This is a genomic window from Persicirhabdus sediminis, assembly GCF_016595495.1.
Lineage (GTDB): Bacteria > Verrucomicrobiota > Verrucomicrobiia > Verrucomicrobiales > Akkermansiaceae > Persicirhabdus > Persicirhabdus sediminis.
This window is the reverse complement of record NZ_JAENIM010000012.1, coordinates 21,745-38,264: the sequence shown is the minus strand read 5'-3', so window position 1 is coordinate 38,264 and position 16,520 is coordinate 21,745. Positions and strand designations below refer to the sequence as shown.

The following is a 16,520-nucleotide window of genomic DNA, read 5'->3' as shown; positions in this document are numbered from 1 at the left end:
AACATGAACGCATTTGATCCAATCCATACGCCGATTGATAAAGGGCTCACGCTGCTTGAGGCTGGTGCCGGCACAGGCAAAACCTATTCACTAGTTCGCCTAGTTGTCCGCCAACTCGTCGAGCTAGATATTCCTATCGAAAATACCTTAGTGGTCACCTTCACCCGTGCTGCCACTGCTGAAATCGCTGGCCGTCTGCAAGAGTTAGTACGCGAGTGCTACAGCCAGCTGAAAAACCCAGAGCAATTTGAAGATTTCAACGACCTCGTTAGTGAATGGCATAATCGCGGCGAACTTTTCTGCGCACATGCCCAGAGACAACTCCTAGTTGCACTCTGCACCTTTGATAGCAGCTCGGTTTTCACCATTGATGGGTTTTTCCAGCGCATCCTGCGAGAGTTTGCATTCGAGTCTAACGCGCTGTTCACCTCTGAACTCATGCCCGATGAATCCGCGCTGATAGATACCGCGCTGCGCGATTACTGGCGCCAGTTTGTTTATGTTAAAAGCGCTGACGAGTTAGCCATTTTCGACGCTGCGGTCGACTTTGAGGCTGCTCGTTCATTCTTCAACGAGACCAAACAAAATGCCTCAGCCGAGCTAGATCCAGCGTATTCGCAGTCACCAAACCAGTTCATCAAGCTGTGGCAAAAATTCATCTCCAGCTTAGAAAAAAACATCGAAGCTGTGGAAGCATTCATTAGCTCGCCTCCAGCTGCCTACAAAAAGACTGGTAAACCATTTCGCAAGTTCAAAGGAGAGCTTAAACATATTGGCTGCCTGCAAGAATTGTTAGCCGATAGAGGCAAACCACAATTTGACCACGAAACCATCGCCTGCCTATCAGCAAGCTACCTGCAAGACTCAGCTCGCTTTGGCAAAGGCAAAAGCTATGCACTGGAAGAAAATGCGCTGTGGTCATTTTTCCAGCTAGCTGAAGAAGTCAGCCGCGTCAGCGAGGCAGCCTACCGGTCCGCCTTCCTTGGCCACATTCACAGGGAAGTTAGCAAATCCCTGTATCAGCTAAAAAGCTCACTCAACGTACAAGGTTACGGCGATATCACTGCTAGACTCTATAAAATTCTGCACGATGACAGCCCAGCTAGCGAAGCGATCAAACAAGCTATCCGTCAGCGCTATCAAGCAGCTCTGATTGATGAGTTCCAAGATACGTCCCCGGAACAATGCCAAATTTTCCTGCGCCTATTTCATCACTCAGCTGGCTACCTACACATCATTGGCGACCCAAAACAATCGATCTACAAGTTCCGCGGCGCTGATGTATTTGCCTATCTAGCAGCTAAAGAAAAAGCTGATCATGAATACAGTCTGAGCACTAACTATCGCTCGACCCCAGCCATGATCCACGCGATTAATGAATTCTTTACCCAGAGTGACGACCCGTTCCTAACTAACAAAAAAATCGACTTCATCCCAGCTAGCTGGCCAGATCAAGATGGTTCCACACCGCCAGCTAATGAAAGCTACCCAGCGCTGCAACTCAAAGTCATCGATGGCAGTGCGCAAAAAAGCGATGCCTCCGAACAACTCATCTTAGACGACCTGTGTCAGGAAATCCGCGCGCTGCTAGACAAAACATGGGGTGACATTAACCCCAAACACGACCACTCTAACGAGCGTATCACCGCGCCAGAAATAGCAGTTCTGGTGCGCAGCGCCAAACAAGGGCAGATGGTAGCCAACGCGCTGAGCCAACTGAATATCCCTGCGACGCTCAACACACGTACAACTCTGCTAGAAAGCAACGAAGCCAAAGAGCTGATGTTTATCATCAACGCTGTGCTCAACCCACGTGACCACGGGCTAAGCCGTCTAGCACTGCTCACACCCACACTAGGCTGCGGCAAGCTCTTCCCCGACTCTCTGGACGAAGAGGATACGGATGCTCTCAACGAATGGATTGCTGTTTTTCTCAACCTCAAACAAACCTGGTTAGACAGCGGCTTCATGCCGATGCTGCTCAAGCTGAGTCAGAAATTCTCCATCCACAAACAGCTCCTCTCATTAGACAATGGCGAGCGCAGGCTAACAAACTTCCTCCATCTAGCTGAAGTCTTAGATGAAAAGTCACGCGTTGACCACTTGTCACCCGAAGGGCTCACTGGCTGGTTAAACGAAGCCATTCAAGGTCAGCTACGTGACATTGATAGCGAAACACTAGAACTGCGGATCTCCAGCGATACAGCGGCGCTACAAATCCTCACTCAACACACCAGTAAAGGTCTGGAGTACCCAATCGTATTTATTCCCTTCCCGTGTTTTTCGAAAGTCGCCGACAAGATGCTATCCAAAGTCTATCACGACCCGGTAAGCCAGTTGGCAAAATTTGCCCCTTATGGAAAATCAGACGAAGAAATCCAACAACTGCGCCTCAATGAAGACCTCGCTGATGCAGCCCGACTCATCTACGTCTCCCTAACACGCGCGGAGCAACTGTGCTATTTCTATTATCGTTCAGCGAACTCGCGAGAAGGCAATGGCAAATCCCACGCGGCATTCCAAATACTAGAACAACCTGAACTTACTGACTTCCAGTCACTAGAAGACAATTCTCACGCAACCATAAAACACCAATTGCTAGAACTCAGTGATGAAACTATAGAAATAGAAAAATGGTCTGAAGTTCAACCGCAGGAAAGCCAAGCTGAAGACCTCTGCACGCGCTCAGCAAAATCTATCGAAGTGAAGCAGAGCCACCGCTCGACTTCATTTACTGGCATCACCCGTAGACTGCACAGCCAGACACGCGACTACGATTATCAGGATGCTAACACGAACACAGGGCTGCTGAAGCAAGCAGCGTTTTGGAACCATTTCACCCCTGGCGCATCACTAGGTTTGGTCTTTCACGAGATCCTCGAAGAGTGCAATTTTCAACAGCTAGATGATATTCGCCCACTCATCGCTAACAAGCTCGATAAATACCAACCATGGCCAGAAGCCATGACAGGCAATGAACTTGAGGAGCTCATCGAGGCCATCGTTGACTACCTTAAAAAACTCATGAATCACCAACTAGCGGAGGATCTCCAGCTAGCACAGATCAGCCACAGCCAACGACTGAATGAAGCTGATTTCCTGCTTAGCGGCAAAAACTTCTCACTACGCCAACTCGCTGGCGTGCTGGCAACTGACAGCCCACAAGGCATGCCTAACTACTATCCTGAAAGTTTGCAGAAAATCAACCAGCGCGAGTTAGATGGTTACCTTGAAGGTATCATCGATTTGATCTTCGAGCACAATGGCCGCTATCACATACTTGATTGGAAAACAAACCAGCTAGCTGATAGCGACCCAGCAACCATTGCCGACGCTATGGCAAAAAGCCATTACTACCTGCAATACCACCTCTACGCCTTGGCGCTCGACCGTTTCCTGCAGAGCAAGCTCGGTGATAGTTACGATCCGGCTAATTATCTCGGCGACATCTATTACGTCTTCCTCAGAGCGACTCACCCTGACGACGCAGGCTCTGGTGTATTCCGCGATCGCATTACGCCAGCCCGTTTAAAATCCCTCCGCGAAGCCTTAAACTAACAAAAAACCACTATGTTAGCCGACCATTTTTCAAAATTTCTCAGCCGCGAACATCGCGTCGAAAACCACCAACTCGACACGCTCTTTGCCGACCTCAGTCGTGCAGTTGACGCTGGCTCGTCATGCCTCAATTTGGCTGAATACTTTGCCCATCAAGAACTTGATGAACAACACACCCGCGAGGCCTTAGCCTGCGACAAAGATGGCAGCGCCGTTTCTTCTGGTGCTGGGTTCTCGCCGCTAGTACTCGCAGAGGATAGGCTCTACCTAAGACGCTATTACCACTTTGAGTCACAGCTAGCGGCCAAACTCAGATCCTTCAGCCAGCAAGATTCAACTAGCGCATTAGATGTTGAAACCACATTGCTAGACAAACTATTTCCACCGCTAGATGGTGAAGTCGATTACCAGAGAAAAGCCGCAGAGCTAGCCATGAAGAGCCGCCTAACCATCATCTCTGGCGGCCCAGGCACAGGCAAAACGACCACGGTGGTGAAAATTCTAACTTTGCTGAAAAGTGCAGCCGCCTTCACCTCACCTGAACAGGTCATGATACTAGCACCTACAGGGAAAGCGGCTGATAGACTGCGCCAGTCCATCCTCTCGGGAATCAACTACATCCAAGCCACAGGTGAGATCAGCAGCACCTTGCTAGATCAGCTACCAAGTGAAACCGCTACCATTCACCGAGCACTCGGCTACCGACCCGGCAAGCTGGAATTTCGTCATGGCGCGAACCATCCGCTGCAGACACAGTTAGTCATCATCGATGAAGCTTCTATGGTTGATCTACCATTAATGAAGCGCCTGCTAGATGCCATTCCTGACAACGCCCGCATCATCATGTTAGGCGATCAACACCAACTCTCGTCCATTCAAGTCGGCACCGTACTCGCAGATCTGATGGCAGCTGCAGAAGACGGCTCAAGCTGCGTCTCAGCTAACTGTGTCACTCTACAAAAGAGCTATCGTACGAGTGGCCCAGTCAAAGCCTGCTGCGAAGCCATCCGCGACGGCGAGGCCAATGAAGCGTGGGACACGGTGCTAGCTGGTCATACCAACGACGCTGGATCTATCAGCCATGAAAAAGTCCCCCATCAGCTGATTTCCAAGCTCACTCCTTGGGTTGAAAAGTTTTGGCTGCCAGTGATTCAGGACACCTCGCTATTGCCAGCTGAGAAATTGGATTTGATAGATCAATTTCGTATACTGACGCCTATTCACCGTGGCCCATATGGCGTAGCTGCCGTCAATGCCGCAGTTGATCGAGCCCTCTATCAGGCCGGCATCAATACCGAGAGAGAATGGTACGCTGGACGCTCTATCATCATCGGCCAGAACGACCACCAGTTAGGCTTATACAACGGTGACACAGGACTCTGTTTGCCAGACCCAACCAAGCCTGGGAAATTCATGATCGTATTACGTTCCGCAGATGGAGTGAGAACGATAGACCCAGCTAGATTGCCCAAACACCAGACAGCATGGGCTCTAACCATTCACCGCACGCAAGGATCCGAGTATAATAACATCTTGATGATCGTACCCCCTGTGGATGATTTTCCAATGCTCAGCCGCGAGTTGATGTACACAGGCCTGAGCCGTGCAAAAAATCATGCCCATTTATGGACGAGTGAGCGGCACTTCAAATTTGCCATCGAACAAAAAGTCAACCGAGCTAGCGGCCTGGCACCCATGCTACAAATCGACTAATTCACAAAATACATAAAATAGATTTAGTCGACTTTATTATAGTCCTCATTGCACAAATCCAGCCATTTCGAATGGCTGGATTTTTTCTGTCTCTAGTCGATTTCGATGACACATCAAGCAGGTGTGCGAAGCCATTCTTCCATCTCAATATCAATCAAAACCAGACGACTAAGCCCCAAACCAAACAGAAACCCTAGCACCGGAATTTAATAAAATGACTGGATATGAAAAAACGTCTCACCAGCCAGCGTATCTCAAAATCATTTACTTTGGTAAAACCAACATAATTACCAAAGTACAAGCTCTACCCCTCAGTTGTTATAAGTAAACTGGCTCTATCAACAGCCATCTACCAATGCCAACTAAGGAATCAATCATTGCTAGCAAATCATACTAACTCCAACACAAATGAAAAAAGCTCTTAAAAACTCATTATTGGCAGGAATCTGCTCAATGCCGCTTTTAGCAAGCGCTCAAGAGAAACCTAATATCGTTTTCATCTTTTTTGATGACCTTGGATACGGCGACATCAGCTCATTAAGCTCTGAGTCAAAAATCCAAACTCCTAACATTGACCAAGTTGCCAGCGAAGGCCTTAGTTTCCTCGACGGTCACTGTTCAGCTGCTGCCTGTACACCAAGTCGTTATGCAGCACTAACTGGTCGTTACAGCTGGCGTACAGAACTTAAGCAAGGCGTACTCGGCGGATTCTCTCCAAACTTGGTAGAGTCAGACCGCGCTACTGTGGCTTCAGTGCTAAAATCATCTGGTTATAAAACTGCCATGTTTGGTAAATGGCACCTTGGCATGAACTGGCCTGTGAAAGATGGTGAAGCAGGTAAAAACAAAATGAGCTTGGAGAACATCGACTGGAAAGCTCCAATTACAGGAGGCCCTACCTCAGTTGGTTTTGATTACTACTTTGGTATTTCTGCCAGCCTAGACATGCCGCCATATGTTTATATTGAAAATGACCGCACGACTGAAGTTCCAGACAAGATGCTTTCATCTGCTGACTTCCCTAACTCTGCATTTGGCCGCCCTGGTCCAGGTACCAGCACATGGAGCAATGAAGCTGTTATGGGTGACCTAACTGACCGTGCTATCGACTACATTAAAAACCACGATAAAAAGCAGCCATTCTACATCTATCTGCCATTCAACTCACCACACTCACCACACGTCCCTATCAAAGAATTCCAAGGGAAAAGTGAAGTTGGCAAATATGGTGATTTTGTTATCGAGTGCGACTACCATGTTGGACGCGTAATGAAGGCACTTAAAGACTCAGGCATTAACGATAATACATTAGTACTCATCAGCTCCGACAACGGACCTGAGCGCAACATGTACCGTACACGTAATACCACAGGCCACGATAGCTCAGGCAAACTGCTTGGAGCTAAGCGCGACAACTGGGAAGGTGGCCACCGCGTGCCATTTATCGTTAGCTGGCCAGCAGTCATCAAGCCAGGTACCACTTCTGACCAAGTTGTTTCATTAGTTGACTGGCCAGCTACTTGTGCCGAACTCGCCAGCGCAACATACGGAGCTGACGACCTACCAGACAGCTTCAGCTTTGCAGCAGCGCTTCGCGGTGAAGAAATTCCTGGCAATAACCAACGCGTTTATGCCTACCGCAGCTCTAAAGGAGATCTAGCATTCCGCCAAGGCGACTGGAAGCTCCTCACAAATGCAGGCAGCGGTGGTAACACCTACTCAGACAAAAGCTTCGGTGTAGAATTTGAAGCCTATTCACGTACCGGTCAGCTCTACAACATCAAAGAAGACCCGTATGAGAAAAAGAACCTCTTTGACCAAAACCCTGAGATTGTTGAGCGCATTCTCGCTGCAGGAACAAAGGTTGTGACACGAGGCCGCACTACAGATGGTGCCGAGCTAACTAATGCTAACTATCCATGGCCACAACTGGACTGGATGAACAATTGGCCACCAAAAGCTCTCGAAGCACCTAAACCTAAGAGCAAGAAAAGCAAAAAGAGCAAATAATAAGCTCTAAATAAAAATACTCATCCAATGTAAATGGAAGCAATGGCTAACGGACACATCGTGTTCGTTAGCTATTTTCATTTGCAACACCAACCAACCTAACAACCAAATCGTTCACTTGAACTAGTGAGCTAGATCACCACAATACCATGAACAAAACTACACTGATCAGTTTGTCCGCACTCGTCTGCGCGGCCAGTCTATCGGCAGCCAAACAGCCGAACATCATCGTCATTCTAACTGACGACCTTTCATACTCCAGCTACAGCTACACTGGCAATGAGAACATCAAGACTCCACACGTTGACAAGTTGATCAACGACGGTGTTTTCTTCAATCAAGCCTACGCAACACACGCCGTTTGCGCCCCATCACGCGCCGGTTTGCTTACTGGCAGATATCAATCACGCTTCCACTATGAAACTCTATCAGGCAATGACAAAGAGGCGGTCGAGCTTCGCCACGGTGTTTCTACCGACGAGGTATTTCTATCACGCCAGCTGAAAAAATCAGGCTATACCACAGCGGCATTTGGTAAATGGCACCTTGGTGTGAATGAAGAGTTCCGGCCAGCAGCACGTGGTTTTGACTACCACTTCGGTTTTTACGGTGGCGGCAATGGCTACTTCAACTGGGAAGGTGTTTACGAAAATGGCGTCGAAGCCAAGGGTGAAGGTTACCTCACAGATGCGCTGGGAGACAAAGCGGTATCGTTTATCGATCGCAACAAAGACAAACCCTTCTTCATCTACTTTGCACCATACAACGTGCACGCCCCGTTAGACGTGGACCCAAAATACCTGCCTCCAGGTACACCTTACAACAAAGCCAAATGGGACAAGAAGCTTGGCACCAATGATGTGAAAGCTAACACCATCTATGATGGCATGGTTGTAGGCTTTGACGCGCAGGTTGGAAAAATCGTTAGCAAACTCGACGAACTCGGCCTATCAGACGATACACTTATTTTCCTAACTAATGACAACGGTGGCACAGGCCAACGCATGAACCCACCATTTAGCGGCAACAAAGCCTCTTATTACGAAGGCGGCGTGCGCATGCCATTTGCGATCAAGTGGCCTAGCCAAATCAAGGCTGGCACTACCTTCGACGGCATGATGTCTAACTTAGACATTTTCCCAACATCCATCGCTGCAGCGAAGGGCGAAATGCTAACTGACCGCGACTATGACGGCAAAGATCTGCTACCATACCTGAAGGGTGAAATCAAAGGTGCACCACACGACCAGTTGTTCTGGCGCGCGGGAAGCGGCCACTTCACTCGCAAAGGCAAATACAAGCTGCACTGGCCAGTGAACCGCAAGACATCAGCTGTTGAACTTGAAAAACGCCTTGGCCGCAAAGTGAGAAAGCAAGACCTGCCACTCTACGACCAGGACTACTATCTCAAGCCAATGCTCTTTGACCTAAGCAAAGACATGGAAGAGAAAAATGACATTGCTGATCAATTCCCTGAAATCGTCGAAGCTCTGTGCAAAGACATTAAGGACTTCGATAAACTTAACGAGACTGACAAAATACAAGGCACTGCCAAGAAGTAAGCAGCGTCCTACATTCCCCCCTCTAATTTCCCAGCGCGAGCCGTCATACGGCTCGCGCTTTATTGTTTTCTAGCTAGAGCTGAGGCGTCCTCTTACCTGAGAAATACGCCAGATCATCACAGCTAGGAGTTCAGCTAATCTACCAGGCTCCTATTTCCCGCTAGAGAGAACATTCCCCGCTAGAGAGAGCATTTCCAGCTAGAGAGAGCATTTCCCGCTAGAGAGAGCATTTCCAGCTAGAGAACATTTCCAGCTAGAGAACATTTCCAGCTAGAGAACATTTCCAGCTAGAGAACATTTCCAGCTAGAGAACATTTCCAGCTAGAGAACATTTCCAGCTAGAGAACATTTCCAGCTAGAGAACATTTCCAGCTAGAGAACATTTCCAGCTAGAGACGGTTCGCGACAAAGATTGACGGAAGATTATTATATCACCGAAGAAGCCGCAGTTTCTGACAAGTCATCTTACTGGTCGCGATCAAAGATCATGTCGCGGGCATTCCAGAAGTAGGAATAACCAGAGTAAACGGTGAAGATAACCGCTAACCAGAGTGAAGTCGGCACAAGGAAGTTAGTCGGCTGGCTGAGCCAGTTGAAGAATCCAAAGAACCAATTAAACTCGGAATATTCACGCAGCATGAGGTGAACAAGCAGCGTGATGACGTAGGTCAGCTGGAAGGTAGTTTTCCACTTACCGAGTTTATCAGCAGCGATCACGGTACCTTTTTCTACAGCAATCTGGCGGATACCGGTGACGAGAAATTCACGGCACAAGATCAAGGCAGTGATCCACGCAGGGCATAGGTTTGCCGCAGTGAGAAAAACAAATCCCGCACAGACGAGAATTTTGTCAGCTAGAGGGTCGAGCAATTTGCCCATGGAGGTGACGAGATTGAGCTTACGCGCAAGGTAGCCGTCAAAAAAGTCGGAGATGGCAGCAATCACGAAGGTAATCAGAGCAATCGCGTAACCGATCTTCCCTGGATAGGATGCAGCCAGACAGAAAATAGCTGTCAGAACGAGTCGGAGCAAGGTGATGGTATTTGGCAAATTCATCTCGGCGGGCGAACTATGGTCGAGCTCACATGTTTCTACAATGAATAGTTTCTTAAAAATCGCCGTCAATTGAAACTACCTCGCATGGCTCATCATAGGCTCAATGACTCAGGTATGCCGCCGTGCAAAATAATACGCCAAGCAGCTCCCCGCCCACAGCTCGCAGCGAGTCACATTTAGCTTAAGGTTAGCAGCCAGCTGGTGGCTGAATTTTTTAGAAATGCATATTTCGCCAGTCTAGGTGAAGAAAAAACAACACAACGACCACTTCCACGCCAGCTGAAGCTCACCATAAAACCACTCAACGACAGCGTGAATATCAGCTAATTCAATCAAATCAAGTCGTGTAGTTTGACACAAATTCATGGTCAGCATGAGTCAAATGTTGAGAATTATTACCCATTTCCAGCTGGATTATGACACAGCAGGAAGTCAAAATTGACAAGCAAACCCTTTAAAATAAATAACTTAAATGCATTTTCTGTCATTATGTAAAGTTCCTGTTGATCCTGATGGCAAGCCATGAATAATGCCGCCGCATTACCAGCAACTATTCAACTTATGGAAAAATCTGATTTCGGACTGATCGGCCTCGCAGTAATGGGCCAAAACCTTGTTCTCAACGTCGAGTCTCGTGGATTCCGCGTTTCTGTTTACAACCGTACAACTTCTAAGACTCAGGAATTCATCGCTGAGAACAAAGACAAGAACCTCTACGGCGCAGAAACCCTCGAAGACTTCGTCGACAGCCTCGCTAGCCCACGCAAGATTCAGATCATGGTTCAAGCTGGTGGCCCAGTAGACGCAGTGATCGAATCACTCATTCCTCTGCTCGACCAAGGTGACATCATCATCGACGGCGGCAATACTCTTTACACAGACACTGTACGTCGTGAGAAATATCTCGCTGACAAAGGTTTCCGCTTCATCGGCGCTGGTGTTTCAGGTGGAGAAGAAGGTGCACTCAAAGGCCCATCAATCATGCCAGGCGGCCCAGCTTCTACTTGGGAAGTCATGCAGCCAATCTTCGAAGCTATCTCAGCTAAAGTTGACGGCGTACCATGTGTAACTCACATCGGTGAAGGTGGCGCAGGTCACTTCGTGAAAATGGTGCACAACGGCATCGAGTACGGCGACATGCAGCTCATCTGCGAAGCCTACAACATCTTCAAAGCAGCTGGCTTCTCCAACGAAGAACTCGCAGACATCTTCACCGAATGGAATGAAGGCGACCTCGAGAGCTTCCTCATCGAAATCACAGCTAACATTTTCAAACAAAAAGATCCTGAAACTGGCAAAGACATCGTTGACCTCATCGTTGACAAAGCTGGCCAGAAAGGCACAGGCCGCTGGACCGTTATGGGTTCAGTTGAGCAAGCAGTTCCATTCTCAACCATCGCAGGTTCTGTAGAAGCTCGTATCCTCTCATCCATGCGCGACCAGCGTAAGGTAGCATCTGGCATCCTTCAGGGACCAGATAACTGGAACTTCGACCTCAAGATGGACAAAGCTGAGCTCGTTAAGAAAGTTCGCAACGCACTCTACGCATCTAAGATCGTCTCCTACGCACAAGGCCTCGACCTCATCACTAAGGTGGGCAAAGAGCAAGGCTGGGATCTCGACCTCGGCGCCATCGCTCGCATCTGGCGTGGCGGCTGCATTATCCGTGCACGCTTCCTCAACCGCATCACCGAAGCCTATGAAGCTGACGCAAACCTCTCTAACCTGATGCTTGCTCCATTCTTCACTGAGATCCTCAACTCAGGCCAACAAGACTGGCGTGAAGTCGTAGCCCTCGCTGCTACTAACGGCATCCCAGTTCCTTCATTCGGTGGCTCACTCAGCTACTACGATGCCTACCGTGCAGAGCGTACTCCAGCTAACTTGCTGCAAGCTCAGCGTGACTTCTTTGGTGCCCACACCTACGAGCGTACTGACAAGCCAGAAGGCGAATTCTTCCACACAGAAGATTGGCCTGAGCTTATCAGCTAATCCAACAATCTAACTTCCAGCTGGCAAATCTAGCCTGCTGGATTATTTAGAAACCGTCAGTCGCTCACAGCGGCTGACGGTTTTTTTTGTGCCAGCTAGAGTCTAGCAGCCAGCACACCAAGATGCGGAAATATATGTTTGAACGCGTGCATATTACAGCATAGAAAACAATAAAAGATACCCCCTAGCAAACAAATACCATGATCACGATTGATAAAAAAAGCTACATAGGCAAGGGCAACCACAGAGAGGTTTATCGCCATCCTGAAAACAACAAGCTATGTGTGAAAATCGTCTTTGATGGCAGTGAAAACTCGCGACAAGTCATTCGCGAAAAAAGCTACTACAAACATCTCGAGAAACGAAATATCAGCTGGGAAATGTTATCTCGCTACCACGGAGATGTGATCACAGATATGGGCCCAGCATCAGTCTTTGAACTCATTACTGATCACGATGATGAAGTTTCGAAAACTCTAGAATACTACATCAGCGAAAGTGAAATCACTGCAGCGCATTATGACGAACTGCGCGTTTTATTATACGAGTTCAGAGATTATCTAGCCAGCCAGCGCATCATCACCAAAACATTAGATCCTGGAAATATTGTCTGTCAGAAAAATGAACAAGGGATTTTCCGCCTCAGCGTGATCGACAATATTGGCAACCTCGACCTTATTCCCATCTCTAATTATATCGACTTCCTAGCGCAAAAGAAAATCCACCGCCGCTGGATTCGTTTCGAGAAAAAGCTGCGCAACGAACACTCAGATAATGCTCCCCTCATGCGCATCCTCGATAAACTCTAAGCCAGCTAATCAGCTAGATCAACGCTCTCTGACTGCGCCGCGGAGAGCTTGATAGCCCGTGAGCATTTTGCCGAGCTCCAACTAACCTTATCACTTGTTGGGCAGCATACTCAGCTGCACCAGCCGCGCCAAATGCGTCTCTCCATCAGTGGTGTCACAATGGTGCGGATAGATCGCTTGAATATCTAACTCTAGCGCTGTGTGGATACTTTTTCTAGCAAGCGCTGTATTTTGATTAAAAATGGCTGGAGGCAAATGGCTAAAACCACCAGCAAAACTAGCAAATAAATCGCCGCTAAAAAGACATTGGCGCGCGTGACAATAATAGCCGCAATGACCCGCCGTGTGGCCAGGAAAATGCACCACACTCAAACCGCCCCAAACATCTATCTGATCTCCATCGTCCAATAAACGATCGGGCTCAAAGCCGCTAAAGCCAAATAGCTTCATGCCCGTAGCCTCGAGCCAGCCAGTAATTTTTGCCCAACCACCATAGCTACCCTCACCACGGTAGTTAGGCAGATCTAGCCGCGGCGCAGCAACCCAGGCTCCATATGCAGCAGCTACCTCCACCACGTTGAGAATGTGATCAAGATGCCCGTGCGTTAGCAAAATTCCAGCCAGCGGCAAATCACCCCATCCATGATTTTTTAAGGCCATACGCAAAGCCTTAACCCCGCCAATAAACCCGCTATCTATCAAGTAGAGTTGATGATCACCTTTTAACACATAGAAGCTAACACCATAGGAAGATACCCTAATCAGATCGTTATCTATCAACTGGCTCTTCCCGCTCACAAAAATATGTTAGCCATAGAATTCTTCACTCACCAGATTTAGCTATGAGAAAAATATCATCAACTTCGGCATTGTTGATACACCACATAAGATGCAAGTCGTTAAGCTTAGTAAACTTAGATTAAAACAAAGTTTGACCGTTGCAGTGAATTCATATTATAAATATATTCTATGCACCCATTATCGTTAAAAAAAATAGCCATCCTCCTGACGATATTTCCCACATGCGCGCAAGCGGCTAGCACCCTGAGTTGGACTCAAGATTCGGCAGTTACCAATGCCGCTAACGGCAAGTTCATGGAAAATGACGCCGGCAAGGTAATTAACTTTGGCACCGTGACAGTGGACAATGTCACCTACGACTTTGAGGTTATTTTGCATTCTTCGACAACATTACTTAACGGCCCAGATGACAATAGTAATGCGACTCACAATGATGAATCCACAACAAATAACGCCTTCCTGATCAATGCCGATGGCTCAGCTGATTTCCACTCAGCGCTAGAAGATCAAAATAACGGCGGCACAGGGACAGCTGGCATCATCTTAAATTTCTACGTGCAAGGAAGCTACAACGTTGGCGCCTTCAACGCCGATGATAATAACTGGGCCGCGGGTACCGGCACAGCTGCCTCATTAGAGCTCGGCATATCATCGATGAACTACCAGCCTAGCAGCTCTATCAAAAACTTACACAACCAAGAAGTCTATCAAGTTGCAGGAGGTACCGTTAGTGAAGTAGTTGAGATGAACGGAGACCAGATCATCACCAGCGACGAGCAAAATGGACCAACCGTCCTTTCAGGTTTTGATTTCGCCTTCAATAACGCTCATATTATAACACTAGCAAAGGAAGACCCCGAGTACCACATTAACCTAACTTCGTCTTCTAGCTACACCATTCTCAGAGCCACCACGCTAACTGATGGCGACTACGTTGGCGATAATGGCAACCAAAGCAGTATTGGTTTTGTTGCCGCAGTCCCAGCAAGCGCTATTCCTGAGCCCTCATCTATCATCATCCTCTGGTGTTCTTCATTAGTTTTCCTGCTTAGAAGAAATCGATAGACTGTTAGCATCGATCTGCCATCCAGCTAGCTTTCTTCAGCTAGCTGGATTTTTTTCTGCATGGTACACACCTAACTAGTCAGCTCATCATGACCGTGCAGATTTGATCGCTTGTTTACCTCTTGGCTAAGTTTTGACAAAATCGCAATCTGTGTGACATAAAGGAATTTCCTAGCGTATCCTACGAACCATCATGAAGTTAAGAAAAATTCATCACCAATGGCTTCCCGCCCTTGCCCTGCTCATTTTCGCATCACCGCTAGCGCTCGAGGCAAAACCGCTACGTGAGCCCAAAGCTATTGATGAAATCAAGCTCACTGAAGAAGTTAAGAAGGTAGCATTCGCCGGCGCAGTAGGCTCTATAGATGAACGCTATGCTAGAGATTCATTTCCCCAGCTGGAAAATGAGCTCAATTGGTCGGCTAGCGCTTGGCGCGGAGAGCGAGTGCACGGGCAATTTGTCACCTGGACTGGTAGAGGCCAGCGCGATGTTGTGCTCAGCGCGACGGATTTAAAAAATGCCAATGGTGACATCATCCCAGCTGAGAGTGTTACTCCTAGCTACGTTCGCTACACCATGGCTGCGGGTGCTCTGTATGGTGATATTTTAGAGCCTAACAAACCTATCCGTATTCCAGCTGGAACCTCACGTCCAATCTGGCTAAGCATCAATGTGCCAGCTGACGCCAAACCGGGAACCTATACAGGTGAGCTGAAGGCAATCGCCAAATCAGGTCAGTCAGTTTCTTTCAATCTCGAGCTTGAAGTACTTCCTCTCTTATTACCTAAGCCCGACCAATGGTCATTCCACCTCGACCTCTGGCAGCACCCGTGGGCAGTAGCTCGCGTTCACGCACTAGAACCGTGGTCACCAGCTCACTGGGAAAAAATGGCGGCTGTACTCAAACTAGCAGCTGATGCGGGGCAAAAATGCCTAACGGTAAGTTTGATTAACCGTCCTTGGGGGCAACAGACACTCGACGCCTTTGGCCCAATGGTAAATCCAACACGTCACAGCGACGGTAGTTGGAGCTACAACTATTCTCTGTTTGATCGTTATGTCGAGTTTGGCATGCAATGTGGCATCACCTCGCAGATTAATTGTTATTCAATGGTTCCATGGAATAACGAGTTCTTCTTTCATGACGAAACGAGCGGCGAGTACACATCTATCATAGCTAAGCCTGGCACCCCTGAATATGCCGATTTTTGGAAACCATTTCTCAAATCATTCTCAGCACACTTAAAAGAAAAAGGCTGGTTTGATATCACCACCATCGCTATGGATGAACGCCCGCTGCGCGCACTCAAAGAGGTCATTAAGCTGGTAGACGAAGTCGACCCTGAATTTAAAATCGCCCTAGCAGCTGATCACAACCTAACTGACATCATTGATAGAGTGCAAGACTATAGCTATGCATTTGAATTTGATGCTAACCGCGAGTTAAACCGAGCTCGATCTAACGATAACAAAAAAAGTACTTTTTACGTCTGCTGCAACCCAGTGCGCCCAAATACATTCACCTTTAGCCCTCCAGCTGAAAGCACCTGGTTAGCTTGGAATGCTGCGGCCGAAGGATACGATGGTATTCTGCGCTGGGCACTTTGCAGCTACACAGAGGATCCATTCATGTCCACCGACTACCTACGCAAAGACTGGCTCAGCGGCGATTGTTTCCTCATCTACCCAGGCGCACGCAGCTCCGTGCGATTTGAAAGGTTGCGTGAAGGCATTCAGGATTTCGAAAAGATCCGCATCGTGCGCGAGATCTTTGCCGACCAAGGTGACGCAGGAAAAGAGTCACTCAAAAAGTTAGACAACTTACTCGATAAGTTAGTCAACATTGACAAGAAGACAGCCAAAGACTTCACCACGCCACTCAACGAAGCCAAAGCTTCATTCGCAGAGCTCGTGCGTGATGCCTTGCCTGAGTAATTACACAGCTAGCTTCAC

General features: G+C 48.1%; 10 protein-coding genes. 8 read left to right on the top strand and 2 right to left on the bottom strand.

What is annotated here, in order from left to right:
- Positions 1–3: 3 nt before the first annotated feature.
- From JIN82_RS02455 to JIN82_RS02440, 4 genes are all read left to right on the top strand, one after another.
- Positions 4–3,558, top strand: coding sequence for a UvrD-helicase domain-containing protein (locus JIN82_RS02455; protein ID WP_200310054.1), 3,555 nt, complete (start codon positions 4–6; stop codon positions 3,556–3,558).
- 12 nt (positions 3,559–3,570) lie between these two features.
- Positions 3,571–5,271 (top strand): exodeoxyribonuclease V subunit alpha, encoded by a 1,701-nt coding sequence (gene recD / locus JIN82_RS02450; RefSeq protein WP_200310053.1) that lies wholly within the window; start codon positions 3,571–3,573, stop codon positions 5,269–5,271.
- Positions 5,272–5,679: 408 nt separating this feature from the next.
- Complete coding sequence (locus tag JIN82_RS02445; protein ID WP_200310052.1) at positions 5,680–7,281, top strand: sulfatase family protein; 1,602 nt, start codon at positions 5,680–5,682, stop codon at positions 7,279–7,281.
- Positions 7,282–7,430: 149 nt separating this feature from the next.
- Positions 7,431–8,843 carry a sulfatase family protein gene (locus tag JIN82_RS02440; protein ID WP_200310051.1) on the top strand — a complete coding sequence of 471 codons (1,413 nt, stop codon included), beginning with the start codon at positions 7,431–7,433 and terminating at the stop codon, positions 8,841–8,843.
- Positions 8,844–9,308: 465 nt separating this feature from the next.
- Here JIN82_RS02440 and pgsA read toward each other — a convergent pair whose 3' ends face one another.
- Complete coding sequence (gene pgsA, locus JIN82_RS02435; RefSeq protein ID WP_200310050.1) at positions 9,309–9,899, bottom strand: CDP-diacylglycerol--glycerol-3-phosphate 3-phosphatidyltransferase; 591 nt, start codon at positions 9,897–9,899, stop codon at positions 9,309–9,311.
- 561 nt (positions 9,900–10,460) lie between these two features.
- On the opposite strand from pgsA, the gene gnd reads away from it, so the two are divergent.
- Together gnd and JIN82_RS02425 are read left to right on the top strand one after the other, a co-directional pair.
- Positions 10,461–11,891 carry a decarboxylating NADP(+)-dependent phosphogluconate dehydrogenase gene (gnd, locus tag JIN82_RS02430; RefSeq protein WP_200310075.1) on the top strand — a complete coding sequence of 477 codons (1,431 nt, stop codon included), beginning with the start codon at positions 10,461–10,463 and terminating at the stop codon, positions 11,889–11,891.
- 200 nt (positions 11,892–12,091) lie between these two features.
- Positions 12,092–12,700, top strand: a complete 609-nt coding sequence (locus JIN82_RS02425; protein WP_200310049.1) for a YrbL family protein — start codon at positions 12,092–12,094, stop codon at positions 12,698–12,700.
- 90 nt (positions 12,701–12,790) lie between these two features.
- Here the strand turns inward: JIN82_RS02425 and JIN82_RS02420 are convergent, their stop codons facing one another.
- Positions 12,791–13,498 (bottom strand): MBL fold metallo-hydrolase, encoded by a 708-nt coding sequence (locus JIN82_RS02420; RefSeq protein ID WP_200310048.1) that lies wholly within the window; start codon positions 13,496–13,498, stop codon positions 12,791–12,793.
- Positions 13,499–13,669: 171 nt separating this feature from the next.
- Here JIN82_RS02420 and JIN82_RS02415 point away from each other — a divergent pair, with 171 nt between their 5' ends.
- Complete coding sequence (locus tag JIN82_RS02415) at positions 13,670–14,566, top strand: hypothetical protein (RefSeq protein WP_200310047.1); 897 nt, start codon at positions 13,670–13,672, stop codon at positions 14,564–14,566.
- A gap of 193 nt (positions 14,567–14,759) precedes the next feature.
- A complete protein-coding gene (locus JIN82_RS02410) occupies positions 14,760–16,502 on the top strand; it encodes a DUF4091 domain-containing protein (protein WP_200310046.1) in 1,743 nt (580 codons plus the stop codon).
- Positions 16,503–16,520 lie beyond the last annotated feature (18 nt).